The 24,428-nt window shown below is 45.3% G+C and carries 26 protein-coding genes; 25 read left to right on the top strand and 1 reads right to left on the bottom strand.

Annotated features, from left to right (window positions below; translation table 11 throughout):
- The first annotated feature begins 83 nt into the window (after positions 1-83).
- The 10 genes from folB to FGL80_RS07250 all read left to right on the top strand — a co-directional run bounded on the left by folB (position 84) and on the right by FGL80_RS07250 (position 10,030).
- Entirely contained in the window at positions 84-470 is a 387-nt protein-coding gene (gene folB, locus FGL80_RS07295; protein WP_010000945.1) for a dihydroneopterin aldolase, read from the top strand.
- Positions 467-967 carry a 2-amino-4-hydroxy-6-hydroxymethyldihydropteridine diphosphokinase gene (folK, locus tag FGL80_RS07290; RefSeq protein WP_055307808.1) on the top strand — a complete coding sequence of 167 codons (501 nt, stop codon included), beginning with the start codon at positions 467-469 and terminating at the stop codon, positions 965-967. Before folB ends, folK begins: the two co-directional genes overlap by 4 nt.
- On the top strand, positions 954-1,529 hold the full coding sequence (gene folE / locus FGL80_RS07285; RefSeq protein ID WP_055307809.1) for a GTP cyclohydrolase I: 576 nt from the start codon (positions 954-956) through the stop codon (positions 1,527-1,529). Before folK ends, folE begins: the two co-directional genes overlap by 14 nt.
- Before the next feature lie 4 nt (positions 1,530-1,533).
- Entirely contained in the window at positions 1,534-2,802 is a 1,269-nt protein-coding gene (locus tag FGL80_RS07280; RefSeq protein WP_055307810.1) for a bifunctional folylpolyglutamate synthase/dihydrofolate synthase, read from the top strand.
- Positions 2,799-3,398 (top strand): non-canonical purine NTP pyrophosphatase, encoded by a 600-nt coding sequence (locus FGL80_RS07275; RefSeq protein ID WP_055307811.1) that lies wholly within the window; start codon positions 2,799-2,801, stop codon positions 3,396-3,398. The genes FGL80_RS07280 and FGL80_RS07275 overlap by 4 nt, the downstream gene beginning before the upstream one ends.
- Positions 3,388-4,455 carry a dihydropteroate synthase gene (gene folP / locus FGL80_RS07270; RefSeq protein ID WP_055307812.1) on the top strand — a complete coding sequence of 356 codons (1,068 nt, stop codon included), beginning with the start codon at positions 3,388-3,390 and terminating at the stop codon, positions 4,453-4,455. The genes FGL80_RS07275 and folP overlap by 11 nt, the downstream gene beginning before the upstream one ends.
- Before the next feature lie 193 nt (positions 4,456-4,648).
- Complete coding sequence (locus FGL80_RS07265; protein WP_055307813.1) at positions 4,649-5,551, top strand: ABC transporter ATP-binding protein; 903 nt, start codon at positions 4,649-4,651, stop codon at positions 5,549-5,551.
- Positions 5,541-7,145, top strand: a complete 1,605-nt coding sequence (locus tag FGL80_RS07260; RefSeq protein ID WP_055307814.1) for an ABC transporter permease — start codon at positions 5,541-5,543, stop codon at positions 7,143-7,145. The genes FGL80_RS07265 and FGL80_RS07260 overlap by 11 nt, the downstream gene beginning before the upstream one ends.
- Positions 7,146-7,265: 120 nt before the next feature.
- Positions 7,266-9,461 (top strand): Tex family protein, encoded by a 2,196-nt coding sequence (locus tag FGL80_RS07255; RefSeq protein WP_147001910.1) that lies wholly within the window; start codon positions 7,266-7,268, stop codon positions 9,459-9,461.
- On the top strand, positions 9,458-10,030 hold the full coding sequence (locus FGL80_RS07250; protein WP_055307816.1) for a GNAT family N-acetyltransferase: 573 nt from the start codon (positions 9,458-9,460) through the stop codon (positions 10,028-10,030). Before FGL80_RS07255 ends, FGL80_RS07250 begins: the two co-directional genes overlap by 4 nt.
- 26 nt (positions 10,031-10,056) lie before the next feature.
- Here the strand turns inward: FGL80_RS07250 and FGL80_RS07245 are convergent, their stop codons facing one another.
- On the bottom strand, positions 10,057-10,941 hold the full coding sequence (locus FGL80_RS07245) for a YitT family protein (protein ID WP_055307817.1): 885 nt from the start codon (positions 10,939-10,941) through the stop codon (positions 10,057-10,059).
- A 110-nt stretch (positions 10,942-11,051) separates the two neighbouring features.
- Here FGL80_RS07245 and FGL80_RS07240 point away from each other — a divergent pair, with 110 nt between their 5' ends.
- The 15 genes from FGL80_RS07240 (at position 11,052) to ylqF (ending at position 24,423) form a co-directional block, all read left to right on the top strand.
- Complete coding sequence (locus FGL80_RS07240) at positions 11,052-11,531, top strand: hypothetical protein (RefSeq protein ID WP_055307818.1); 480 nt, start codon at positions 11,052-11,054, stop codon at positions 11,529-11,531.
- A 24-nt stretch (positions 11,532-11,555) separates the two neighbouring features.
- A complete protein-coding gene (locus FGL80_RS07235; protein WP_055307819.1) occupies positions 11,556-12,359 on the top strand; it encodes a bifunctional hydroxymethylpyrimidine kinase/phosphomethylpyrimidine kinase in 804 nt (267 codons plus the stop codon).
- Positions 12,356-12,859: an ECF transporter S component gene (locus FGL80_RS07230; RefSeq protein ID WP_010000899.1), complete on the top strand. Its 504-nt coding sequence runs from the start codon at positions 12,356-12,358 to the stop codon at positions 12,857-12,859. The genes FGL80_RS07235 and FGL80_RS07230 overlap by 4 nt, the downstream gene beginning before the upstream one ends.
- A gap of 55 nt (positions 12,860-12,914) precedes the next feature.
- Entirely contained in the window at positions 12,915-14,108 is a 1,194-nt protein-coding gene (locus FGL80_RS07225) for an isochorismate synthase (RefSeq protein ID WP_147001986.1), read from the top strand.
- Positions 14,098-15,723, top strand: a complete 1,626-nt coding sequence (gene menD / locus FGL80_RS07220; protein WP_055307820.1) for a 2-succinyl-5-enolpyruvyl-6-hydroxy-3-cyclohexene-1-carboxylic-acid synthase — start codon at positions 14,098-14,100, stop codon at positions 15,721-15,723. The genes FGL80_RS07225 and menD overlap by 11 nt, the downstream gene beginning before the upstream one ends.
- Positions 15,716-16,534, top strand: a complete 819-nt coding sequence (menH, locus tag FGL80_RS07215; RefSeq protein WP_147001909.1) for a 2-succinyl-6-hydroxy-2,4-cyclohexadiene-1-carboxylate synthase — start codon at positions 15,716-15,718, stop codon at positions 16,532-16,534. The genes menD and menH overlap by 8 nt, the downstream gene beginning before the upstream one ends.
- Positions 16,521-17,609 (top strand): o-succinylbenzoate synthase, encoded by a 1,089-nt coding sequence (menC, locus tag FGL80_RS07210; protein WP_055307822.1) that lies wholly within the window; start codon positions 16,521-16,523, stop codon positions 17,607-17,609. The genes menH and menC overlap by 14 nt, the downstream gene beginning before the upstream one ends.
- Before the next feature lie 30 nt (positions 17,610-17,639).
- The gene (locus tag FGL80_RS07205; protein WP_055307823.1) at positions 17,640-18,824 is read left to right on the top strand and encodes an iron-containing alcohol dehydrogenase; all 1,185 of its coding nucleotides are present in this window, start codon (positions 17,640-17,642) and stop codon (positions 18,822-18,824) included.
- A gap of 104 nt (positions 18,825-18,928) precedes the next feature.
- On the top strand, positions 18,929-19,618 hold the full coding sequence (locus tag FGL80_RS07200) for a tRNA (adenine(22)-N(1))-methyltransferase (RefSeq protein WP_055307824.1): 690 nt from the start codon (positions 18,929-18,931) through the stop codon (positions 19,616-19,618).
- On the top strand, positions 19,615-20,403 hold the full coding sequence (locus tag FGL80_RS07195) for a Nif3-like dinuclear metal center hexameric protein (RefSeq protein ID WP_055307825.1): 789 nt from the start codon (positions 19,615-19,617) through the stop codon (positions 20,401-20,403). Before FGL80_RS07200 ends, FGL80_RS07195 begins: the two co-directional genes overlap by 4 nt.
- 89 nt (positions 20,404-20,492) lie before the next feature.
- The gene (gene pepT, locus FGL80_RS07190) at positions 20,493-21,731 is read left to right on the top strand and encodes a peptidase T (RefSeq protein ID WP_055307826.1); all 1,239 of its coding nucleotides are present in this window, start codon (positions 20,493-20,495) and stop codon (positions 21,729-21,731) included.
- Positions 21,732-21,800: 69 nt separating this feature from the next.
- Positions 21,801-22,718 (top strand): SGNH/GDSL hydrolase family protein, encoded by a 918-nt coding sequence (locus FGL80_RS07185; protein WP_055307827.1) that lies wholly within the window; start codon positions 21,801-21,803, stop codon positions 22,716-22,718.
- A complete protein-coding gene (locus FGL80_RS07180) occupies positions 22,700-23,308 on the top strand; it encodes a YpmS family protein (protein WP_055307828.1) in 609 nt (202 codons plus the stop codon). Before FGL80_RS07185 ends, FGL80_RS07180 begins: the two co-directional genes overlap by 19 nt.
- Positions 23,298-23,525, top strand: coding sequence for a YozE family protein (locus FGL80_RS07175; RefSeq protein ID WP_010004046.1), 228 nt, complete (start codon positions 23,298-23,300; stop codon positions 23,523-23,525). The genes FGL80_RS07180 and FGL80_RS07175 overlap by 11 nt, the downstream gene beginning before the upstream one ends.
- Positions 23,526-23,577: 52 nt before the next feature.
- Positions 23,578-24,423: a ribosome biogenesis GTPase YlqF gene (gene ylqF, locus FGL80_RS07170; protein WP_055307829.1), complete on the top strand. Its 846-nt coding sequence runs from the start codon at positions 23,578-23,580 to the stop codon at positions 24,421-24,423.
- Positions 24,424-24,428 lie beyond the last annotated feature (5 nt).

Below are 24,428 nucleotides of genomic sequence, written 5' to 3'. Positions count from 1 at the left end.
TTTCAGATTGTTAAAAAATAAATGATCAGCATGTACACATAATTGCAGTAAAATATCATCACGATATGCTAGGGAGACGAACGATGGGAATGATTCATTTGCCGAATATGCGGTTTTATACCTATAACGGCGTATTCGATGAAGAAAAGAAATTAGGGCAGCAAATTGCAGTGGATGTCACTGTTCATTATCCAATTGAAACGGCTGTGAAAGATGACGATTTAACCACAACAATTTCATATGTTGATGTCTATCAACGGGTTGAAGCCATTGTAACAACTAGCCAATTTAACTTGATGGAAAGTCTGGCTAATGCTTTGTTAGTGGCGTTATTAACCCAATTTCCGCAGGTGGATAAAATTGAAGTTGCTGTTCATAAGGATTACATTCCATTGCCTGGTATCTATGATCCGTTTGTTATTCAAGTCAGTGGGACACCAACTGACCTGTCAAAGTGGGCTGAAGCATGACGCGGGCCTATTTGAGTATGGGGTCCAATATTGGTGATCGGTTAGGCAATTTACAACGGGCTGTGCAGCTGTTGCATGCGATGCCAGCAATCACAGTGACCGCCGTCTCACAAGTCTATGAAACCCAACCAGTTGGGGGCGTGGTCCAAGATGATTTTTATAACATTGCGGTCCGATTAGAAACAACACTGTCAGCACCAGAACTGTTGGCCAGCCTACATGTGATTGAGCAACAACTCAAGCGTGTCCGCGAAATCCATTGGGGACCGCGTACCATTGACCTCGACATTTTAGTGTTCGGGGATGAAGTCTGGTCAGACGATGTCTTGACCATTCCGCACCGTGAAATGGCAAACCGACGTTTTGTCTTGCAACCACTTTTAGATGTGATTGCAGCGGATCGTCGACATGAAATTGAACGATTATTAGCTAGCACGACCGACACCAATTGGGTGCGCGTTGTGACTGGTGCGAGAGTAGAATATGAAAACATTTAATAACGAACAAATTTTGAAACTGCAAACAGGCGTCACCGACTTATTGGCAGCAATTGGGGATGATCCAAACCGTTCAGGCGTTATTGAGACCCCTGAACGTGTCGTTAAAGCACATGCCGAAATCTTTGCCCATACCGGTGAAACGCAATTTTCCGACTATAAATTATTTGACACCACGCAAGATGCTGATATGGTTGTTGTCGAAGGCATCCCGTTTTATTCAATGTGTGAGCATCACTTATTACCATTTTTTGGTACCGTTGATGTGGCCTATGTACCAGATGGTGAAATTATTGGGTTGAGTAAGGTACCACGTTTGGTAGATTGGGCGAGCCGCCGCCCAAGTGTACAAGAAAATTTGACCCATTTGATTGCAGATGAAATGCAACGTATTGTACATCCCAAAGGGTTGGCCGTTAACGTCACAGCGCGCCATATGTGCATGGAAATGCGTGGCATTAATCAACCAGGGACGCAAACCAATACGTCAATTTATCGTGATTTATTAAAAACCGATACCTTTTTGCGGGATAGTTTTGCCCGTCGGGTCAGTCAGCGTTAATCAGATGACTTATCAAACTATTCAACAACAATTAGATAAAGGCTGGCGGGTGTTCGATCCCAACCGGCTAACATTTTTACGCACGGTCTTGCAATGGGTCGGACAACCAGATCAAGGTTTGACGATTATTCAAATTGCGGGTACCAATGGGAAAGGCTCAACTGGGGCGATGTTGCGTGAGGTCTTACGCGCACATGGCGAGACAGTGGGGCATTTTGCCAGTCCAGCAGTGTTTAACGACCGTGAACAAATTTGGTTAAACGGTCAGTTCGTGACCGAGGCAGCTTGGGTGACAGCTTATCATCAATTGCTACAGGCTTTAGTTGCTCATGACCGGACGATTGACGATTTATCTTACTTTGAAGTGTGGACAATTGTGGCATTGTTGGTGTTCCAAGCCGAACACGTGACTTATGCCATTTTGGAAGCTGGTTTGGGTGGGCGTGATGATGCGACACACATGGTGGGACAAGCTGCCGTAGTCGCCTACACCGAAATTGGTCTGGATCATCAAAATATTTTAGGTCAAACACTGGCCGAAATTGCACAAAATAAAGCTGATCTTATCACGCCTGGTGCGTTAGTTGTCAGTGATTTAGCACAACCAGCTGAAGTGTTAAACATTTTAAAAACGACCACCCAGGCTAAACAGGCCATCTGGGCTGCGCAGCCAGTGACGGTTAAGGTGTGCCAGGATACGCCTGACGGCTTAGCCGTGTCAGTCGCTGGAGAACACTACCAACTTGGTTTAGTGGGGGCGTTTCAACGTCGTAATCTCAGCGTGGTCTGGCAAATTCTGGCGGCACTAGAGCAGCGAGAACAGGTAACGTTTGATGTGGCAACTCGTCGTCGCGGGCTAGCACAGGCGCAAATGTTAGGGCGTATGCAAGTCGATCAAACGCGACATATTCTATTGGATGGTGCTCATAATGAAGATGCCGCGCAAGGTCTCGTGGCATCATTGACGAACTGGGCATTACCGGAGCGGCCAATCTTGGTCCTTGGGGTATTAGCAGATAAAAACTACCACCAAATGCTTACTATTTTATTACCCTTGGTTTCAGCGGTGATCACGGTCACGCCAAATAATCCACGCGCGTTATCGGCTACAGCATTAGCCGAAGCCGTTCAAGCGATTGATGCGAACTTGCCTGTGACGGTTATGGACCAAGATCCCTTAGCTTATGCTATGGCACAACGTACGTCATCAAGCCAATATATTGTGGTGGCGGGTTCATTTTATACGTTAAATGTAGTTGGAGGTTTTTCATGATTAATCGGCTTGTGATTGCATCAAATAATTCGGCGAAAACCCGCGAAATTGTGGCTGTTTTTGCCACATTTGGCATGACTGCCGTGAATTATCGCGAACTGATGCCAGAAAAAACATTTCCGGCAGAAACAACGGATGATCAATTTGAGAATGCGTTAGTTAAAGCACGGTTTATCCAACAATTTTTACCCGATGAATTCATTTTAGCTGATGATACGGGGGCATTTTTTGCGGCCTTCCCTGACAAATTCGGCCTAACGATTGCGCGAGATTTTAAAGCGATGGGCTTTCAATCGATGCAAGAAGAGGATGCGTATTTACTAGGATTGTACCAACCTGGTATGGATCGTGGGGCCAATTTGGCGGCGTTGTTTGTATTGCTTACGCCAACAGGGGCTGTTTATCAGAGTACCGGTCGCGGTGGTGTGACGCTTGCGTTAGCGCCGCGGGGAACTTATTCAGCTGGTTTTGATACATTATTTGAAGCTGAAAATGGCTTGACGTTGGCTGAGATGCCAATGACCGAACGCGTACATTATTCGCATCGTGGACGCGCAGCAAAACAGTTATTGGAGAAAATTGGGCATGCATTTTGAACAAATCACAACAGAAAATCCGGTGTTAGCACAAATGGTTGTGCGCGGCGAAGGGGCTGCTTGGCGGATCACCGCTGCCGATCAACAGTGTTTGGCGGAATACAGTGCGATCCCATTAACCGATGATACGTACTGGCTGAGTCGCGGAGCGATTGTCGCATTGCACGAACGTACTGCCAGTCCTGAATTGCAACAGTGGTTAGTCGCGATTGATCACCTCTGGGTCGTGAATGATAAAACCTTGCATGACGCCGATGGCATTATCTATGGTGTGTTAAATGTCAGTCCGGAATCATTTTATAACGGGGACCAAGTCGCGGATGTTGACACGATGGTGGCCCGAGCCGGTGAGATGTTAGCCAAAGGGGCAGATGTGATTGAAGTTGGTGGGCAAACGACCAAACCAGGCTTTGAAGCAGCTGGTCTTGAATTAACCCCAACTGCAGAAATTGATCGCATTGCACCGGTTATCACAGGTATTAAGGCGCAATATCCTGACGCTGTGATTGCCGTCGATACCTATAAATATGACGTTATGGTCCGCGCCGTTGCCTTAGGCGTTGATATTATCAATGATGTGAATGGCTTTTTGGATGACCCTCGGAAAGCACCATTTCTGGCAGACCACCAAGTTGGACTGTTAACGATGTGGAATCCACGTGGCGAAACTGTCGTGAACTTGCAAGCGGAAATGCATGCGTGGTTTGAAGATAATTTAGCGCAATTAACTGCGGCGGGCATTGATCGACAACGTATTGCGTTAGATCCTGGGGTGGGTTACGCGAAAAACTCTGATGTTGCGCAGGATTTGGCAATGATGAATACCATTGGTCATTTACAAGACCTACAACGGCCAGTTATGACTGCCGTTTCTAACAAAGGTTGGGCCAAGTTTTTATTAGGTTTGCCAAAGTTGGCGCGTGCGGATGTGTCATTGGTGGCGGCAACAGAAATGTTTCAGCGTGGTGCACGCATTCTACGTGTGCATGATGTACAATCAGCCAAGCAAATGACCCAAGTGGTGCGCGCGATTGCGCAAAGTTTTTGGCAAAAATAGTGTCATTTTTAACTTGTTATCGTTTGGAAAATAAGGTATACTACTAGTGACCAACTGGGTAGTATCTATCTACCTACCCGCCAGTAACATGAATTTGTTACTGGCGTTTTTTTATGGCCTTTTTTCTTGCAAACGCGTGATGAAAGGCGCAAAATGAAGCCATATTATAGCGAAAATTTGGAGTGAGTTGCTGATGGCAAATGACGTTTTACAGGTGCAAAACTTGGACAAGTTTTTTGGTCGGTTTCATGTTTTAAAGCAAGTCACATTTACGATTCACCAAGGTGAGGTATTTGCTTTACTGGGGCCAAATGGCGCGGGGAAATCAACCCTGATTCGTACTATTTTGGGACTCTTAAAACCAAAATCTGGGCAAGTGACGTTAAATGGCCACGATGCTTTAACAGATATTGTGGGCACCCATCAACGGATTGCTTACGTGCCAGGAGATGTTTATTTGTGGCCCAATTTAACCGGCGGTGAAATTATTGATTTGCTGTTGCGGATGGGCGGTCACGAACATACGGCAAAAACAGATACGTTGATTAAAAAGTTTGCGCTTGACCCAACCAAAAAAGCGCGCACTTACTCCAAAGGTAATCGCCAAAAGGTGGCGTTAATTGCCGCGTTTTCTGCTGATGTGGATTTATATATTTTTGATGAACCAACCAGCGGGTTAGATCCCTTACAGGCGCTTAATTTTCAGTCGGAAGTATTGGCGCTGAAAGCGGCCAATAAAGCGGTGTTGTTAAGTTCTCATATTTTAGATGAAGTTGAGAAAACAGCGGATCAAATTGCGATTATTCGACAAGGCGAAATTATTGAAACTGGCGAATTACAAGACTTGCAGCATATCGCCAACCTGAATGTCTTAGCGATTGTAACCGAAGATGCCACTGGATTGGCCACGATGTCTGGGGTAACGAACTTGAAACAAGACGGTCAGCGTCTGACTTTTACTGTCTCGCACGATGGGCTAGCGGCGGTGACCCAACAATTAGCACGATTTGGTTTAAAAGATTTACGCATAACGCCACCAACTTTAGAAGAAATCTTTTTGACTTATTATCAGGATGGGGCAGCGCATGAACAATAATCTTGCAAAGACCACGCAGTTGACGTGGTTTTACCTCAAAAAAGATTGGCTGGTCTTGACCATTTGGTTTGTGATTGTCGGCGGCTTGAATTTGATTATTGCCGCCATTTACAACCAGATTTATGGGACACCTGCGCAAGTACAAAGTATTGTGACAACGTTAAAAACGCCGGCAATGGTCGCACTTTTTGGCTTATTACCACCCTTAACGACGTATACGACCTTTGATATTGCAGTGGGGGAAATGTTATTATTTACCATCATGATGATGGTGGTGATGAATTTCCAACTGGTGATTAAAAATACACGCGCTGAGGAAGAAAAAGGCGTCAATGAGCTGTTGCGTAGTCTCGCAGTGGGTAAATTTGCCCAACCGGTGGCCGTCTTAATTGAAGTGATGATCATCAACGTGGCGATTGCCTTAACTGGTATATCCTATCGGGTATTAAATGGGGCTACCTGGCCGGCGACACTGTTATTTGTGGTGGGACTATTGAGTAGTGGCTTATTGTTTATGAGTATTGGTCTGCTGACCGCACAGCTTGCACGTCAGGCACGATTAGCGACCGCCATGGGATATTTGATTTTTGGTGTGATGTTTGTTGGGCGCATGGTGACAGACACCGTCAAGCCGCAACTCACTTGGTTATCACCATTAGGTTGGGTGGAAAAGAGCCAAATTGGCGCGACAAACAATTGGCTACCCGTGATATTATTAGTATGTTTAAGCCTCGTGATCATTGGTGGGAGTCTGTGGTTGTTAGCGACGCGCGATTTGGGAACAGGTCTTGTCAGTATCAGTGTTGGACCCGCGACGGCACCCAAATCTTTGCGTGGCTGGCTTAGCTTACAAGTGCGTTTAGAACGGAGCAGCTTTGTGATTTGGTTACTGGGGTTAAGCACTTTGGGGATAAGTTATGGCGCCATTTTTCATCAAATTAAGCAACTAGCAGCCGACAATGCTGTCTTAAAAAATTTGTTGGGCACGTCAAAAATGATGCTTCTTGGTGATCAAATTGTGCTGGTCTTCATGCACACCATTTTAATTATGCCAGTCACGGTCGCCAGTATCGCTGGGCTCATTGCCATTGGTCGCTTTAAGCGTGATTTAGAAAATGGCACGATGGATTTAATTAGTGCGCATTCAATTAGCCGATTACGCCTATATGCCGGTTATGTTGGCAGTGGGGTGCTGTTCACATTGGGTGCATGGCTTGCTGCCATTTACAGTATGTTTGTAGCTCAAGCGATTGTGATGCCAACGCCCATTACGATTGCCAAATTTAACGCGGTGGCAGTTAATGCGTTCCCGATTTTGCTATTTTTTGTCGGTTTAGCGGCAATTTTGTTGGGGTGGTTGCCAAAGTGGTATCGATTGGTTTATTTGGTCTTAGGGCTTAACTTTTATATGCTGTATTTAGGTAAAATGCTCAAAATGCCAGAATGGTTAATTCAAGTCATGCCGAGCTCGTGGGTTGCGCAAGCACCGTTATCGGCAATTGATTGGGGATCATGGGGTATTGTATTAGCAATTGCCTTGGCGTTGATTAGGCTAGGCTATCTTGGTTATCGTCAAGGGGATTTACGTGATTAGTCATGTCACAACTTGAAAATAGAATCGATTTGATTGGCTTGGGTAACTTACGATAGAATGAAAGGTGTTGTCTGATCATGAGATGAGGCAATAGCGAAAAGAGAGTAACGGAATTTAAACATGACAGAATTAGTTTTGACCGAGTTATCAGCAACAGCGCTTGCAGCTCGTGTTGCAGCAGGCGTAGGCTTGCCACAAAAGCAAACCCAAGCAACTTTGACATTATTAAATGATGGGGCAACGGTGCCTTTCATTGCACGTTATCGTAAGGAAATGACCGGCGAATTAGACGAAGTGCAAATTCGTGATATTCAGGCAGCTGCTAAAAAAGTGCAAGACTTGGTGGCCCGTCAGCATACGGTATTAAAGGCGATTCATGAGCAACAACAATTAAATCCACAATTACAGGCAGCTATTCAAGCCGCAACAACTTTACAAGCAGTGGAAGATTTATATTTACCTTATAAGCAAAAGCGGCGGACAAAAGCCATGATTGCGCGAGAAATGGGCTTACAACCATTAGCTGATCGCGTGATGGCAGACCTGACGGCACCAATCAACTATGCTGAATTTATCAATGATGATTTGCCAACAGTCACAGCTGTGCAAGCTGGTTTACACGAAATTTTAGCTGAACAAATTGGTGAAAATGCGACCTACCGACAGTGGCTGCGGACACGCATGCAACGGGATGGTGTTTTAGTGGCCACGTTAAAGCGTGGTGGGCGTGAAAAAGACCCACAAGAAGTTTATGGGCAATACTATGCGTTTAGTGAACCCATCAAGACGCTGACAAACAATCAGTTCCGTATTTTAGCTGTTAATCGTGGTGAAAAGGATGGCGTGCTATCTGTTAAAATTGATTTTCCTGAAGCACGTATGTATCATTTTATGCAAACGACAATGCGTCAGGGACAAGCAACAGATGGTGAAGGTTTTCAGGTGCTCCAACGCGCGATTGAAGATGCCTACAAGCGCTTTATTCAACCCGCAGTTGAACGTGAAGTGCGCCAAACCTTAACGCAAGGTGCCCAAGCACAGGCGATTCAAGTTTTCGGTCAGAATTTATATCACTTACTTATGCAAGCACCGTTAAAGGGACAGGTTGTGATGGGCTTTGATCCAGGGTTCCGAACTGGTTCTAAGCTGGCAATCATTGACGCGCAAGGTAAATTCCTGAAAAAGCAAGTGATCTATCCGCATAAGCCGGCCAACGCCCAACAACGGGCGGATGCGGCTAAAATATTTAAGACATTGGTGACGACGTTTAATGTGCAACTAGTTGCTATTGGTAACGGCACAGCATCCCGTGAATCAGAAGAATTTGTGGCGGCGAATTTACCGCAAGGGGTAAAATATGCCATTGTGAACGAAGCAGGCGCCTCAGTCTATTCAGCATCCGATGCCGCGCGTCAAGAGTTTCCTGATTTGCATGTGGAAGAACGATCAGCGATTTCCATTGGTCGCCGTATTCAGGATCCACTGGCTGAACTGATTAAAATTGATCCAAAATCCGTCGGAGTCGGTCAATATCAACATGATTTGAATACGAAAGCTTTGGATGAACAAGTTGATGCAGTGGTGGAGACAGCAGTTAATCAAGTGGGCGTTAATTTAAATACTGCAAGTGCGGCGCTCTTAACCCACATTGCGGGTTTGAACCAAACGTTAGCACAAAATATTGTTGCTTATCGTGAGGCCAATGGTGAGTTTAAGTCTCGCGTGGCGTTGAAAAAAGTGCCACGCTTGGGACCAAAGGCGTACGAACAAGCAGCTGGTTTCTTACGGATAGTATCAGGTGATAATGTGTTGGATAATACAGATATTCACCCAGAAAGTTACGCCGCAGCTCAGGCATTGTTGGCATTAGCCCAAGTATCCCACCATGAGTTAACCACACCAGCAGCTAATCAAAAGTTACGCCTGCTAGATACGATTGAAACGGCTAATCAACTAGGTATTGGGGTACAAACACTGCATGACATTGTGGAAAGTTTACAAAAACCAGGCCGTGATGGGCGATCAGAAATGGTTGGCGCCTTGTTAAAGTCAGATATTTTACACATTGATGATCTGAAGCCTGGCATGAAGCTGCAAGGTACGGTGCGTAATGTCGTTGATTTTGGCGCCTTTGTGGATCTTGGCGTGAAGCACGATGGGTTGGTGCATATTTCTCGGCTAGCTAAACACCGTGTTAAAACACCGGCTGATATTGTGGCCGTTGGGGATATTGTCGATGTTTGGGTGGTTGAAATTGATACAAAACGCCAACGTATTGGCTTAACGATGATCCAACCGGAGGAAAGTACTGCATGATAATTCGCGCTGCAACGCAAGCTGATCAAGATGCGATTTTACAATTAGAACAAACAATTTTTGATGCCATGGATTTGGCGATTTATGATGAATTAAGTGTAGCTGATGTGCAGACAGCCTGGCGCTTGGCTGTGACGCAATCAGATCAGGCGCGTTATCACTACCGACGCGCTTTGGTGGCACAAGATGATGCCGGTCAGGTCATTGGGGTTTTGTTTGGTTATCCAGATACTGATGAACCCGTGCTAGACACGGCAATGCAAACTGTTTTAGCTGATCAGTATAGTTATCACCGGTGGTTGTTTGAGGATTCTGAAGTCTTTGAGAACGAATGGTATATTGATTCTGTCGTTGTCACGTCTTCGGCACGTGGTCAAGGTGTTGGTCAGGCGCTGCTGAAAGCCGCCGAAACACGGGCACGACAAGAAGATCGCCATGTGATTGGCCTAAATGTTGATGATTCAAATCCTGATGCAATGGCGTTGTACCAACGTTTAGGGTTTGTGCCAACAGGAGACTTAATGATTGGTTCGCACCACTATACACATATGCAAAAAAATCTAATCTAAAAAAAGGATGCCATTGGCATCCTTTTTTAGAAGAAAAAATATTTTTTCTTTGGGCGTAGATAAGAGAAACCTTCACCCAATTGTTCCTGCGCTGTAAAGATTGAAACAAACGCTTTTGGATCAATTTCTTCAATAATGTGTTGGACTGTATTGACTTCGGAAGGGTCGACAACAGCGTAGACAACGCGTTGTTCGCGGTGAGAATAACCCCCTTCAGATTTTAACAAACTAGTCCCACGTTCTAATTCTGCCATAATGGCATGTGAAATTTCTTCTGGATAGTCCGTGAAAATCATAAATGACCGAGCCGTATAAGCGCCTTGTTGCGTGAGTGCTAAGACTTGAGTAAAAACGAATGAGGCGATCAAGGTATACATCATGTGCACAATATCAATGTAGACCAGGGACAAAAGTAGGACCACTGCATCCAATGCAAACATGGTTCGACCAATTTGAATGCCAAATTTTTGTTCCATAATGCGAGCCACAACATCAGTTCCGCCAGATGTTCCACCAAAGCGGAAAACAATTCCTAGACCAGCACCGGCAACGATACCGGCAATCAGACCAGCAATTAGCATATCTTGATTCAGGGCTGGTGGTGTCGGGAACACTTGCCAGATATAGAGCCAAATTGACAGTGATGTAATCCCCCAAATGGTATAGATCAGGGCACGCCGACCGAGAATACGGTAGCCAATAAATAATAATGGAATATTTAAGATGAAAGTTGTATAGGCCGGATTCCAATTGAATAGGGCTTTTAAAATCAAAGTGATACCAGATATACCACCTTCAGCCAAACGGTTGGGGATATTAACATTGATTAGTCCCCAACCGTATAGGCCGGTACCAATGGCAATCATAATCACATCTTTTATTGAGATACGTTCTAAGTTTGTTTTGAGCATATGTGATTTTTCTCCTCAAAGTCGCTAATCTAATCTTATCATAAAATCAGTTAGCAGAAGCAGAATGATATTTATTCTATGTTATAATAGAGAACAATGAGAGGTAAGGTATGACAGATTACGATTATCATCGTCCTAAATTTAAAAAACAAGGTCATCCTATTCGCAATTTTTTCATTGTGTTAGCTGGTCTTGTGGTGGTGAGTTTGGGTATGTTTCTCTATATCACCTATTCAACATCACAAAGTACGTCGACGCGGATTCAAACGCAGACGCAATCTAGTAAAACGATTGATGAAACGATTGATTCGACAACTGGTAGTACCGCCAGTCAATCTTCGAGTCAACAACATTCAGCTGCATCATCAAGTAGTCAGGTAACGCAAAGTTCAAGTGCTTCAAGCAGTCAGAATGATAGCATTAAAGAGTCAGCGCAACTCAAAGGGAAGCCAATTAGTGAGGCGATTGCTTGGGCAAAAGCGCATGGCCGTTATTATTCATGGTCTATTACGTCAGGTGGTAACAATGCGGTCGTGACGGCCGTGACCGATGATGGGCGCAATATCAATTTCGTTGCCTCAGCACCATAAAAATTAAGTAAAGAAGTTTAGGCTATGCCCCACAAAATTTTAACAATCGCTGGTTCCGATACCCTTGCAGGTGGGGGACTTCAGGCAGATTTAGCAACATTTTCCAATTATAACTTTTTTGGCCTAAGTGTGACCACAAGTATTGTGACGGTGACACCAGATGCCTTTCAAATTTTCCCGCTTGATTTAGCAGTGATTGCGGCACAATTAGAATCGGCTTTAGCACTGGAAGATATTGTTGCTGTTAAGGTTGGCTTATTGCCAACACCTGATATTGTTCGCCTTGTTGCCCAATATCTACGGGATGTTAATATCCCGATTATTGTTGATCCGGTGATGGTGTTTAAGGAAACAACACAGGTTGAGACAAAAGATATTGTGGCCTGTTTAATTGATCAGCTCGTACCGTTAGCAACGGTGGTGACACCCAATCTACGTGAAGCGGAAATTTTAACCGGCCAAACAATTACTTCACGGGCGGATATGGTGCAAGCAGCGCAACGACTCGTGGCGCTTGGTGCACAAAATGTCTTATTAAAAGGTGGGACCTTGTTGGCCGGCGATGAGGCGGTTGATGTGTTATATGATGGGACAACAGCGACATTTTTGACGCAAGCGAAAATTCCGGAAGCTAAGATGTACCATAACGGCGCTGGTTGTACCTTATCAGCCAGTTTAGCGGTAAACCTTGGTCAAACGGCTGATGTTTTAGCCGCCGCACAAGATGCGAAAGAATTTGTCTGGTATGGGATTAAGTATGGTGTCGATTTAAATCACACCTTTGATGTTGGAAATGTCTGGCAAGGCGCACGGAGGGCCGAAAAATGAAAGAAGCACAACACACAAAGCACTTGGCAATTTTGGCGGTGATTATTGCCTTTAATGTCGCCTTATCTTATATCGTTAAAATTCCCGTACCAGCAACAAACGGTTTTGTGAATTTAGTCGAAGCGGGTATTTTTATTGCGGCACTATTAGGTGGCGCACGAAGTGGGATGATTGTTGGTGGCTTGAGTGGGTTGTTGCTTGACTTACTTGCTGGTTATCCGCAATGGATGATTTTTTCATTGGTGATTCATGGTCTTGAAGGTTATGTTGTCGGGTACTTTGGTTATCAGAAGCGCGTCTCAAGTCAGGTCGCTGGCTTGATTTTAGGTTCGGTCATTATGGTCGTGGGTTATTTGTTAGCTGGGGCCTTGCTTTATAATTGGGCTGCCGGTGTGGCTTCCATCATTGGTAATATTGCCCAAGCTGTTATGGGCTTGATTGTCGCATTAGTTTTGATGCCAGTCTTTAAGCGTATGCCACAAGTGAATTTAAAAAATTAAACATAAAGCGACGGGTTCTACCTGTTGCTTTTTCATGTGAAGAGGTAGCAATATGATGACATATCACGAAACGCGTGCGTTGGCTCAAAGCGACTTACAGCAACTCTATGCGGCACTTGAAGCCACTGAATTTGGCGCTTACTTTGCGACACCTACTGATGATACTGTACGTTTTGGTATTGGCGCAGTTGCTACGGCAAAAACGGCTCAGGCATTACAAGGTGCGGTTGTTTTTGGTGCGCAGGCATTTGACGAGCAAGTGTACCCGCAGTCTGAATTGATGGCGGGTTTTTGGTTTGTCCCCGAAGTGACGGTGACCATCACGGCAGATAAAATTACGTTCGGATCAGATACCGTATCCGATTTTACAAAGTGGCTGGCGCAGTTCGTGCCAAAACAGCCAAATACGGTGACCACTAGTCATGTGACAGATGAAGTGGATTGGATTGAACGGACAGAGAATTTGATTGATACCTTAGCTATCGATCAAACCCTAGCCAAAGTTGTTTTTGGTCGGCAACAGACCCTGCAGTTATCCGACACGTTACGACTAGCACAAATTATTCGTGCGTTAGCTGTGCAGGCGAATACGTATCATGTGGTTTTAAAGCGACAGGATGAATTATTTATTTCAGCAACACCCGAACGGTTAGTGGCCATGTCAGATGGTCAGCTCGCTACGACGGCGGTTGCTGGGACAAGCCGACGCGGTACGGATAGAGCTGACGATATGGCATTAGGCGAAGCATTGTTGGCCAGTCAAAAAAATCGCATTGAACATCAATATGTCGTGGCAAGTATCATGACACGATTGCAAGACGTGACGACGTCGCTAAAGGTGCCGGACACGCCAACTTTACTCAAAAATAAGCAAGTTCAGCATTTGTATACACCAATTACAGGGGACATTGCGGCACATTTAAGTGTGACTGATATTGTTGATCGCTTACATCCAACACCAGCACTGGGTGGCGTCCCACGTGAAGCAGCGCTGCATTATATTGCGACCCATGAGAAGACACCGCGTGGCTTGTTTGCCGGTCCCATTGGCTATTTTACCGCGGATAATAGTGGGGAATTTGTGGTTGGTATCCGTTCCATGTATGTGAATCAAACGCAGCGACGGGCAACGTTATTTGCTGGTGCCGGGATTGTGGCTGACTCCGATGCGCAACAAGAATATGAAGAAACTGGGTTGAAATTTGAACCCATGCGGCAATTGTTAAAGGACTACAATCATGTCGAATGAGACGTTAACAAAAAATACGAAACATTTGTTACAGGCGCTTTTTCAAAGTGGGGTGCGGCATTTTGTGGTGTCACCTGGCTCACGGTCAACGCCCATTGCTTTACTGTTGGCTGAATTTGCTCGTCAACAAGAGCAACTACAACTATATATTGATGTCGATGAACGTTCAGCAGGCTTTTTTGCCTTGGGGATTGCCAAAACGTTACATCAACCCGTCGCTTTGCTAGGCACTTCTGGCACAGCGATTACAGAATACACGCCAGCGGTAGCAGAGGCTGCTATTTCACATATTCCCTTAATCATTTTATCAACAGATCGACCAGCTGAGCTGCAACAAAATGGCGCACCGCAAACGTTGTCACAACAGCGTCTATTTGGTGAGATGACGAAGCATTACCTTGAAGTCACGTTACAAGATCCACATCCGGATGTAACCGCTTATATTGATTTTATGGTCCAAAAGCAGGTGCATCGTATCGTATCTGCGCCACAAGGCCCATTACAAATTAATTTGCCCTTACGGAAACCACTGATGCCAGTGCTGCATGATCCGGAACCGATTAGCATTGCGCCGGTTGATTTTGAGACACCGACACCACACTTTGCCCCACAACAACTGGCTTATCAGCGGGTCGTGATTTTAGCCGGTCCGAATGAAGGGCCATCTTATCAACAAGTGTTGGCCCAATTTTCTCGTGCTAATCATGTGCCAGTGATTGCAGATGTGTTGAGTCGGGCGCGTACCCCAGAAACAATTTATGGGATTGACGCCTTAATTAAAGCGGGCAAAATGGCAACGGTGCCCAAACCAGACCTTGTCATCCGTTTTGGGGCAACGCCTGTTTCGGCCAGTGTGCTGCAATGGTTACGCCAAGAAAATATTCCTGTCTGGCATGTTGATGAACAGGCTGGTACCGACCATTCAAGGCATATTTCACGCGCGATTGCGCAAACACCGCATGCATTTTTAAGCGATGTATCAGTTGCTAATCAGCCAACGTTTTATGCCCAGTGGCAAACACTGAACCAAGTGCCACGCCAACCAATTGGTGAACTCGCACTACCACACGTATTGGATCAAATTGTTGCGCCCCAAACCCCGATTTTTGTGGCCAATAGTATGGCGATTCGTGATATGGATGATGTCTTTACTGGGCAAAGGACACAACAGATTTATGCTAACCGTGGTGCCAATGGCATTGATGGGGTTGTGTCAACGGCAATGGGGATGAGTAGCACTACGCAACAGCGCAGTGTGTTACTCACTGGTGATTTGACCTTATTCCATGACATGAATGGCTTGATGATGGCCCGACAATATCAATTGCCGATTGATATTATTGTGGTCAATAACGATGGTGGGGCGATTTTCTCATTTTTGCCACAAGCGGCGGAACCAGATTATTTTGACTTATTGTTTGGGACACCGTTAGGCTTGGATATGGCAAAAATTGCCGCTTTATATGAGATGCCCTTTGTTGATTTGACGACACCTGACGATTTAGAAAAGGTACTAGCACAACCGGTCAACGGACCGCGTCTTATCGCCTATACGAGTGATCGGCAGGCCAATGTGGTGGTCCATCACCGCTTTCTAGGTGAGTCAGATGACTGAGCAAGTGATCAACATTGCTGGTTATCCGTATCAGGTGACCTATCAGGAAAATTCTTCAGCTCAGGATAAGTGGCTGCTATTACATGGTTTTATGGGCTCACGGCATGATTTTGATGAGTTAATCTCGGCATTACCCGGTACTGTGTTGGCAATTGATTTATTAGGTTTTGGCGCCAATGCACCTGAGGTGACGCGCATTGAACGCTTTACAATGGCGAACCAAATCGCTGATTTGCAAGCGATTTTGGTCGCTTATGATTGGGAAAAAGTGCATGTGTTCGGCTATTCAATGGGCGGCCGTTTGGCTTTGGGATTTGTGATTGCACACCCTGAACGGTTGGCGAGCTTAATCTTAGAAAGTGCGACCGCTGGGCTCCCAGATGCTGCCGATCGTGCGGCACGACGGCAAGCTGATGCGACAAAAGCGGCGCATATCAAACAAGATTTTTCGAGTTTTGTGACAGCCTGGGAAGCACTCCCATTATTTGCTTCGCAACAACAATTACCAGCCCAGCAACAACAGCAAATGCGACAACAACGTCTGCAACAACGGCCTGAAAATGTGGCGCAGTCACTGATTGGTATGGGTACCGGGACCCAACCGAACTTCTGGCCAAAATTGGCAGAGGTGACGGTCAAGACCTTACTGATCGTTGGCGAAAAAGATGTTAAATTTAACCATTTAGCTGATAAAATGTTACAACAATTGCCAAATGCACAAAAGGCGGTGATTGCTGATGCGGGCCATAACGTGCATTTTGAACAGCCAAACCAGGTGATTGCGAGGTTAAAAGCCCATGTATCACGTTAAAAAAATAGCCACTTGGCCAATTCAATTAACTTTAAACCAACCATTTACAACAGCGCACGGCATCACTACAACCCGACCGCTCACACTGGTGCAATTGACCGTTTATGATGATATGACAGCGCAAACGGCCACAGGGTATGGCGAAATACAATCGTTTGCAGATTATCATTATGCACTAGAAACGCAAAAGACCAGTCAAGATATTGTCGACACCTTAATCAAACCAGTGATTGGCACTTGGCAATTTACCTCACCGAGTGATTTTGCTGCGCAGCTGGCGCGGGTGACCCCCTTTGGGTCGTTTGCGAAAGCGGGCGTTGAAATGGCAGTTTGGGATGCAGTTGGTAAGCTCACTCAGCAGTCATTGCAGCAAATGTTGGGGGGCGTCAAACCAGAAGTTCCAGTAGGGATAGCACTTGGAATGCCAGTAACGGACCAAGCCATTCGTACAGCCATACAGCAAGGATACCGACGGATTAAATTAAAAATTGATGGCCGACAAACAGATCTGCCGGCGTTAATGAGCGTGTTAGCGCGTTATCCCGAGCAACATTTTTCGTTGGATGCCAACAGTAGTTTTAATCCCGAAACGGCTGCGCAATTAAAGGCACTTCCTGCCAATGTCTTGTTTGTGGAACAACCTTTTGGCGAACATGATTTTACCCAGCATGCTGCGCTGCAATGCCAAATGAAACAACCGCTGAGTTTGGATGAAAGTATTAATAACCTAGCTGACGTGGCAACCACCATTGCCTTACACGCTGCTTCAGCAGTCACGATTAAGCAAGGGAAAATTGGTGGCATTACGGCTGCTGTAACAGCGATTAAATTATTACACCAAGCAGGCTTTCAACCATGGATTGGTGGGATGTTAAGCAGTAATTTAGGGCGTGGGGTTGATTTAGCCCTAGCGAGTTTACCAGAAGTCAGCATCCCCGGGGATATTTCTGCTAGTGCACGATATTTCACTTCAGATATCACGACGACGGATTTGCAGGTGAGACGAGGTTTGATGACCGTGCCAACCGCACCGGGGATTGGCCTAACCCTAAAAGATAGCCAAATTATGGTATGATATTACAGTAGAAAGAAGGGTATAATTCATATGAATAATTTTAACTTCCAGAACAAGACGGCGATCCGTTTTGGGAAAAATGTGATTGACACCGAATTACATGATGCAGTGGCCCAATTTGGTCAGCGCGTATTACTCGTATTTGGTGGTGGCTCAATTAAGCAATCTGGCTTGTATGACCGCGTACGGGCCGCTTTAGCGGATTTGGAAGTTGTCGAATTATCAGGCATTGAACCTAATCCAAAAATTGATTCTGTTCGTGCCGGGCAAGACTTGGTAAAAACACATGACATTGATGTGGTTTTGGCTGTCGGTGGTGGTTCGGTGATTGATGCGGCTAAAGTCATTGCGTCATCAAAGTTTTATGATGCTGATCCATGGGATTTGGTCGTTGATTCATCAAAGCGTTATGAAATTGCCCAATTACCCGTGGTAGATATTTTGACTTTGTCAGCTACAGGAACAGAAATGAACGTGGGGTCGGTTATTTCAAATCCCGAAACCAACCAAAAGTTAGGCACTGGTGGTCCTAACTCACCAGCCGTATCCTTCTTGGATCCGACGTTGACATTTTCTGTGTCACCATGGCAAACAGCCGCCGGGGCGATTGATATTTTCAGTCATTTAACGGAACAATATTTTGATCAAACACCAAACGATGTCACGTCAGGGATGATGGCAGGGTTGTATCGCGCTGTGATTAAAAATGCGCCCATCGCGTTGGCTAATCCTAATGATTATGACGCGCGGGCAGCTTTAATGTGGGCCTCAACAATGGCATTGAATGGCTTAGTTGACGTGGGTAACACGAATGGTTGGACTGTTCATCCTATTGAGCACGAATTATCAGCTTACTATGACATTACGCACGGTGTTGGCTTGGGCATTATGACACCACGTTGGATGCAACGGAGTTTGTCAGCAGAAACGCAACCACGTTTTGCCCAATTTGGTCGGGAAGTCTGGGGCTTAACCGGTGATGATGAAACGGTCGCTCAAGGTGCCATTCAAGCCACATTTGATTGGATTAAGTCATTGAATGTGCCAACAACTTTGCCAGGTGTCGGGATCACGGATGATACCCATTTTGACGCGATGGCCAATAGTGCTGTGACAGTTGGCCATCTTGATCAAGCGGCTTATGTCACGCTACAACCGCAAGATGTTGTGGCGTTATTCCAGGCAGCGATGACGGATGACGGCTTTGTCAAGTAACACTTTAAGTTCAGCACTTGTTGCTGGCTTTTTTGTTAGGAAATTATGAGTGAATAGTCATAATGTGACGTGTTATGATATACTAGAATTAAAGGAATTTAACCATGGATAGTGTCAATTTATCGCCCCGTTTAGCCGCGGTGGCAAGTTTTGTACCAAAAGGTGCACGCCTGGCAGATATTGGATCTGATCATGCCTATTTGCCAGCGCATTTATTATTAAAATCACATATTAATTTTGCTGTTGTTGGTGAGGTGGCGAAAGGCCCTTTGGAAAATGCACGGCAAGAATTGAAAAGACAACGATTATTAGCTGCTACAGCGCTTCGTTTAGCGGATGGTTTAGCGGCTGTGACGGACGACGATCAGGTGGATACTGTGACGATTGCTGGTATGGGCGGGATTTTAATTCGCGACATTTTAGCAGCAGCTCAGCAACGGGGACAAAATTTTACAACATTGATTTTGCAACCTAATACGGATGAACAGGTTGTGCGCGAATGGTTAGTGCAGCATGGGTATCAGATTACGCATGAACGTATTGTGCAAGAAGACAAACATTTTTATGAAATTATTGTGGCTAAGCCAGGCAACCAAACATTATCAGCGCAAGATCTCGTGTTTGGACCGTTTTTACGCGATGAGCAATCACCTGCTTTTAAAGCGAAATGGCAAAAAGAAGCAGATCGGATTACTTTGATTTTTGAGCGTCTGACTGCGGCTGGCAAAGCTGATACCCCAGCTTATCAGCAATGGCAAGCCCGTTTTCAAGACATTCAAGAGGTGTTGTCATGATTACAGCCCAAATGTTAATTGATCAAATTGAACAGTTTGCACCAAAGGCATTGGCCGAAGCAGGTGATCCCACCGGCTTGCAAATTGGTGATCCCAACCAACCGATTCACCGGGTGATGACGGCGCTTGATGTGCGGCCAGAAGTGGTAGCTGAAGCGATTGCGCAGTCGGTTGATTTTATCTGGGCGCATCATGAAGCGATGTTTTTCCCGGCTAAAAATCTAGATTTGAGTCAACCACAAAACCAAATGTATGCGGATTTGATAAAGCATAATATTGTGGTCTATGCCTCACACACCAACCTAGACAGTGCAGCGGGCGGTATGAATGATTGGTTGGCTGATGCGTTAGCCCTCACCGCGGTTGAACCCCTAGTGCCGAATGCCGATGGGCGTACGGGTCTTGGGCGCATCGGTGTGTTAGCCACGCCAATTTCGGTGGCTGATTATGCTGCCCAATTACGGACGCGCTTTGGCGTTCAAACCCTGCGGGTTATCGCCAATGACTTGACTAAACCAATTCAAAAGGTGGCCGTCTTGGGTGGTGATGGGGGGCGTTATTGGCAACAAGCCCAAGCAGCCGGCGCTGATGCCTTTGTGACCGCGGATGTTTATTATCATGTTGGGCATGATATTTTGGCGGCTGGTTTTGTGGTGATTGACCCTGATCATCATATGGAAGCCATTGCAGCCACGCCAATGGCAGCCAAAGTGCACGAGTGGTTTGGCGATCAGCTGACAGCATTTCCGACAACAACTAACACGGATCCATACACCTATATCTAAGATTTCGGGGACGTCCGGACAATTTGTCGGCCAAAAGATAGAAAGGATCGCGATTCGACATGTACAGTGTCGTGAATCAAGAATAGATTATGACAAGCGAAAAATATCCTGAACTAGTATCACGTTTTTTGAAATATGTTGCGGTGGATACCCAATCAGATGAGACGGCAACAACAGTCCCATCTTCACCTAAAGAAGTGGCCTTTTTGGCTGATTTAGCAGCTGAATTACAAGCAATTGGTCTGGAAAATGTCCGGACCATGGCGGATGGGTACGTGTTTGCGGAACTGGCAAGTAACGTTGATGATGACAGTGTGCCAACGATTGGTTTTATTGCCCATGTTGATACGGCAGACTTTAACGGCGCCAATGTACGACCACAAATTATCGAAAATTATGATGGTCAAGCAACGATTCCATTGGGTGACAGTGGCTATGAACTTAACCCAGATGATTTCCCAAGCTTGAAAAAGTATGCGGGGCATACGTTGATCACAACAGATGGTACAACGCTGCTTGGCGCTGATGATAAAGCTGGGGTTGCTGAGATCATCACAGCGGCGCAATATTTGATTGCCCATCCTGAAATTAAGCACGGCCCATTGCGTTTTGCTTTTGGACCAGATGAAGAAATTGGCATTGGCGCGGATAATTTTGATACAGCAGCATTTGGGGCGGATTTTGCTTATACAGTTGACGGTGGCCCAGCTGGCGAATTAGAATGGGAAACTTTTTCAGCTGCTGGTGCAACAGTAACGATTCAAGGTCGTAATGTGCATCCAGGCACGGCAAAGGACACTATGATCAATGCGATTCAAGTAGCTTTTGATTTCCATGCGCAATTACCAGAACATGACCGACCAGAACATACTGCTGGCCGTGAAGGTTTCTGGCATGTGATGCAAGTTTCTGGGAATCCAGAAGCAGCGGAATTACGTTACATTGTTCGTGATCATGATCGTGCAACATTTGAAGCGCGTAAGCAACGCTTGTTAGACATTGCTGAACAATTCAACCAATCATTTGGGGAAACCCGCGTGACGGTCACGATTAAAGATCAATACTATAACATGGGTGAAATCTTAAAAGATGACATGCGTTCTGTTGACTTGGCAGAGAAGGCGATGCAAGAATTGGGCATTACGCCTTTGATTGAACCGGTACGTGGTGGCACAGATGGTTCAAAGATTACGTTCTTGGGCTTGCCAACACCGAACCTATTTGCCGGTGGCGAGAACATGCATGGCCGGTTTGAATATGTCTCAACCACAACCATGGCGCAAGCAACGGATACCATTTTGAAAATTATTGCCTTAGCTCAGCAATAATATAAGCGCAATCGCTTGATTGCGCTTTTTTTGTTACAATAGAATAGATCAAATTTTTAGGGGACAAGGATGCGAAAGTATGTGACGATTGGCAGTATTGTGTTGTTACTGGCCGGTTTAGGCGTCGGTATTTGGCTGACCATGCAAAAACCAACACTGAATACAGCTACACCGCAACAAGCTGCCAAAATGGCCAAGGTGAACAAAGTGCAATTGGTCGCATTGGGTGATTCACTGACAGAAGGTGTTGGTGATGATGGTCAGCAACAAGGCTATACTGGCCGGATTGCGCAGCAGATTCAGCAAAAGTATGATGTTGACGTGACCATGGCCAATTTTGGGCGTTCAGGGGATCGTTCTGATCAAATCCAACACCGCTTAGCAACACAACCAAAAATGCAGTCAGACATCCAACACGCTCAAGCGATTATCTTGACGGTTGGTGGCAATGATTTGCAACAACTCCTCCTCAAAAACCAATCTGCACAATCCCCTGAAGCGTTGACAAAAGCCGTTAAATCCGGGCAGTCGGCATACCGGCAGCAGTTGACGACACTCTTTCAGACGATTCGACAATACAATCCGCATGCACCGATTTATATTTTTGGGAATTATAATCCGATTTTTGTTCATTTTCCGAATCGGCAAGATTTCAATACAGACGTTGCGCTGTTTAATGCGATTAACCAGGAAGTGGCCAAAGCGAACAAAAATAGTCATTATGTCGGCATATTTGATTTAACGTATGGGCAATATCGCACCGAAAGTGCGCGTAAAAAACTCATCGCATCGGCAAAGGTCGCCGATCAGACAACTAAAAATCCCGATCAGTTCCTAAAAAAATTATCTGATAAGCCAGCTTTCACTAATAAATGGATTAGTACGACTGATCATTATCACCCCAATAAAAAAGGGTATGACTTTATGACGACCCAATTATTTCAACAAATGAGACGAGGACAAGCTGCATGGCTGACAACCCCTTAACACGACCGAAAATTGCAAAAAGACCACCAAAAATTTGGTTTTGGGCTTTTTGGACCTTAGTGCTCTTCTTACTCCTAGGTATCGGGACCACTTATTATTTGGCCGCTCAAAAGACGCCAATCACCGATTCACCGGCTAAAATTGCTAAAAGTGATGCCACTTTTGATGTGACCTTGAATACCAAACAAGTCAACGCCTTAGTTGATTATTATTTGAAGGACACCCATACGGATAATTATACTTTTCGGGTTGGCGACACGATTACCTTGTACGGTCAAACTAAAATGCTGGGCGATACCTTTCGTTTTGGCTTAGCCATGACACCAGAAGTGACCAAAAATGGGAATGTGATTTTAACGGCGAAAACGTTACGCGTTGGTAATTTACCCTTGCCAATCGGTGTTGTGATGCAATATGTGAAACGCAGTTATCACGCGCCAAAGTTTGTGACGATTAATCCTGGTAAACAACAAATTTTTATTGATATGTCAAAATTACCAGTAACAAATGGGCTATCATTTCGCGCTAAAATTATTGATTTAAAAGCGGGGCAGTTTGTCTTTGAAGGGGGACTCGAAAATGGCAAATAGTGCACGGTCATTTTATGATTGGTTAATGACGAATCGTAACGCGGTGGCTGCAGACGAAATACAGCAGTTTGCCAATAATGCTTTTTTGGACTTAACTTTTCCAAAACAAAGCACCGATTTTGATGATATTTCAAATTATTTAGAAGAGAATGCGTCTTACTTGACCGAAATGTCAATCTTTGATCAAGCTTGGGAACGCTATCAAGCAGGACGATAAAAAATAGAATGGAGGAAACTGCTGGCGCTGATCGTTGGCAGCAAGGACGAATATGGCACAAATTATTCAATGGTTCCCTGGTCATATGGCCAAAGCCTTTCGCCTGATGCGCGAAAATTTAAAGTTAGTGGATGTGGTTTTTGAACTGGTGGATGCGCGCATTCCGGAAAGTTCTCGTAACCCAGAAGTTGATAAGTTAATTGGGTCAAAACCACGCCTACTGATCATGACGAAAGCTGATTTAGCGGATCCAGATCAAACGCGCGCTTGGAAGCAACACTTTGAAGCCCAAGGGCACACGGTGTTAGTTCTGGATACCCGTGACCCACGAACACCACAGTTGGTGACGAAAGCGGCGCGTCGTGCCGTGGAAGCTAAAAAGGCCGCGCAGCTGGCCCGTGGGATTCAAGATCAACCCATTCGGGCACTGATTGCAGGAATTCCTAACGTTGGGAAGTCCACATTATTGAACCATCTGGTGATGAAAAACGTTGCCCCAACGGCGGATCGACCTGGTGTGACCAAGAAGGTTGCGTGGCTTAAAACACCAACCAAGCTCGAATTACTTGATTCACCAGGTGTGTTGTGGCCAAAATTTGAAGACCAAACTGTTGGCTTGAAATTAGCCTTAACTGGCGCCGTCAAAGATACAATTTTTGCTAAAGATGATGCGGTCTTGTTCTTACTTGATTTCTTCCGCAATTACCGACCAGAGGCGATCATTTCACGCTACCATTTAGATGCGAACGTGTTTGACGAGGCCAGTGTGCAAATTTTGCTGGACATTACGCAAAAACTTGGCTTCAAGGATGATTATGAAAAGGCCAGTGAACGTGTCTTAAATGACTTGCGTAAAGGCAAACTTGGACCCTTTACTTTAGATCTTCTTGACGTGTAAGTGAT

Source organism: Leuconostoc lactis, from assembly GCF_007954625.1.
Taxonomy (GTDB): Bacteria; Bacillota; Bacilli; order Lactobacillales; family Lactobacillaceae; genus Leuconostoc; species Leuconostoc lactis_A.
This window is presented reverse-complemented; position numbering and strand designations above follow the sequence as displayed.

Excerpts from the sequence above, each read along its gene's own strand:
- FGL80_RS07275 (WP_055307811.1), top strand. The coding sequence starts at position 2,799 with ATGATTAATCGGCTTGTGATTGCATCAAATAATTCGGCGAAAACCCGC.
- menC (WP_055307822.1), top strand. The coding sequence starts at position 16,521 with ATGTATCACGTTAAAAAAATAGCCACTTGGCCAATTCAATTAACTTTA.
- pepT (WP_055307826.1), top strand. The coding sequence starts at position 20,493 with ATGACAAGCGAAAAATATCCTGAACTAGTATCACGTTTTTTGAAATAT.
- FGL80_RS07175 (WP_010004046.1), top strand. The coding sequence starts at position 23,298 with ATGGCAAATAGTGCACGGTCATTTTATGATTGGTTAATGACGAATCGT.
- FGL80_RS07280 (WP_055307810.1), top strand. The coding sequence starts at position 1,534 with ATGACTTATCAAACTATTCAACAACAATTAGATAAAGGCTGGCGGGTG.
- FGL80_RS07230 (WP_010000899.1), top strand. The coding sequence starts at position 12,356 with ATGAAAGAAGCACAACACACAAAGCACTTGGCAATTTTGGCGGTGATT.
- FGL80_RS07235 (WP_055307819.1), top strand. The coding sequence starts at position 11,556 with ATGCCCCACAAAATTTTAACAATCGCTGGTTCCGATACCCTTGCAGGT.
- menH (WP_147001909.1), top strand. The coding sequence starts at position 15,716 with ATGACTGAGCAAGTGATCAACATTGCTGGTTATCCGTATCAGGTGACC.
- folP (WP_055307812.1), top strand. The coding sequence starts at position 3,388 with ATGCATTTTGAACAAATCACAACAGAAAATCCGGTGTTAGCACAAATG.
- FGL80_RS07180 (WP_055307828.1), top strand. The coding sequence starts at position 22,700 with ATGGCTGACAACCCCTTAACACGACCGAAAATTGCAAAAAGACCACCA.
- folB (WP_010000945.1), top strand. The coding sequence starts at position 84 with ATGGGAATGATTCATTTGCCGAATATGCGGTTTTATACCTATAACGGC.
- FGL80_RS07240 (WP_055307818.1), top strand. The coding sequence starts at position 11,052 with ATGACAGATTACGATTATCATCGTCCTAAATTTAAAAAACAAGGTCAT.
- FGL80_RS07225 (WP_147001986.1), top strand. The coding sequence starts at position 12,915 with ATGACATATCACGAAACGCGTGCGTTGGCTCAAAGCGACTTACAGCAA.
- FGL80_RS07255 (WP_147001910.1), top strand. The coding sequence starts at position 7,266 with ATGACAGAATTAGTTTTGACCGAGTTATCAGCAACAGCGCTTGCAGCT.
- FGL80_RS07185 (WP_055307827.1), top strand. The coding sequence starts at position 21,801 with ATGCGAAAGTATGTGACGATTGGCAGTATTGTGTTGTTACTGGCCGGT.
- FGL80_RS07250 (WP_055307816.1), top strand. The coding sequence starts at position 9,458 with ATGATAATTCGCGCTGCAACGCAAGCTGATCAAGATGCGATTTTACAA.
- folE (WP_055307809.1), top strand. The coding sequence starts at position 954 with ATGAAAACATTTAATAACGAACAAATTTTGAAACTGCAAACAGGCGTC.
- FGL80_RS07260 (WP_055307814.1), top strand. The coding sequence starts at position 5,541 with ATGAACAATAATCTTGCAAAGACCACGCAGTTGACGTGGTTTTACCTC.
- FGL80_RS07205 (WP_055307823.1), top strand. The coding sequence starts at position 17,640 with ATGAATAATTTTAACTTCCAGAACAAGACGGCGATCCGTTTTGGGAAA.
- FGL80_RS07265 (WP_055307813.1), top strand. The coding sequence starts at position 4,649 with ATGGCAAATGACGTTTTACAGGTGCAAAACTTGGACAAGTTTTTTGGT.
- FGL80_RS07245 (WP_055307817.1), bottom strand. The coding sequence starts at position 10,941 with ATGCTCAAAACAAACTTAGAACGTATCTCAATAAAAGATGTGATTATG.
- FGL80_RS07195 (WP_055307825.1), top strand. The coding sequence starts at position 19,615 with ATGATTACAGCCCAAATGTTAATTGATCAAATTGAACAGTTTGCACCA.
- ylqF (WP_055307829.1), top strand. The coding sequence starts at position 23,578 with ATGGCACAAATTATTCAATGGTTCCCTGGTCATATGGCCAAAGCCTTT.
- menD (WP_055307820.1), top strand. The coding sequence starts at position 14,098 with ATGTCGAATGAGACGTTAACAAAAAATACGAAACATTTGTTACAGGCG.
- folK (WP_055307808.1), top strand. The coding sequence starts at position 467 with ATGACGCGGGCCTATTTGAGTATGGGGTCCAATATTGGTGATCGGTTA.
- FGL80_RS07200 (WP_055307824.1), top strand. The coding sequence starts at position 18,929 with ATGGATAGTGTCAATTTATCGCCCCGTTTAGCCGCGGTGGCAAGTTTT.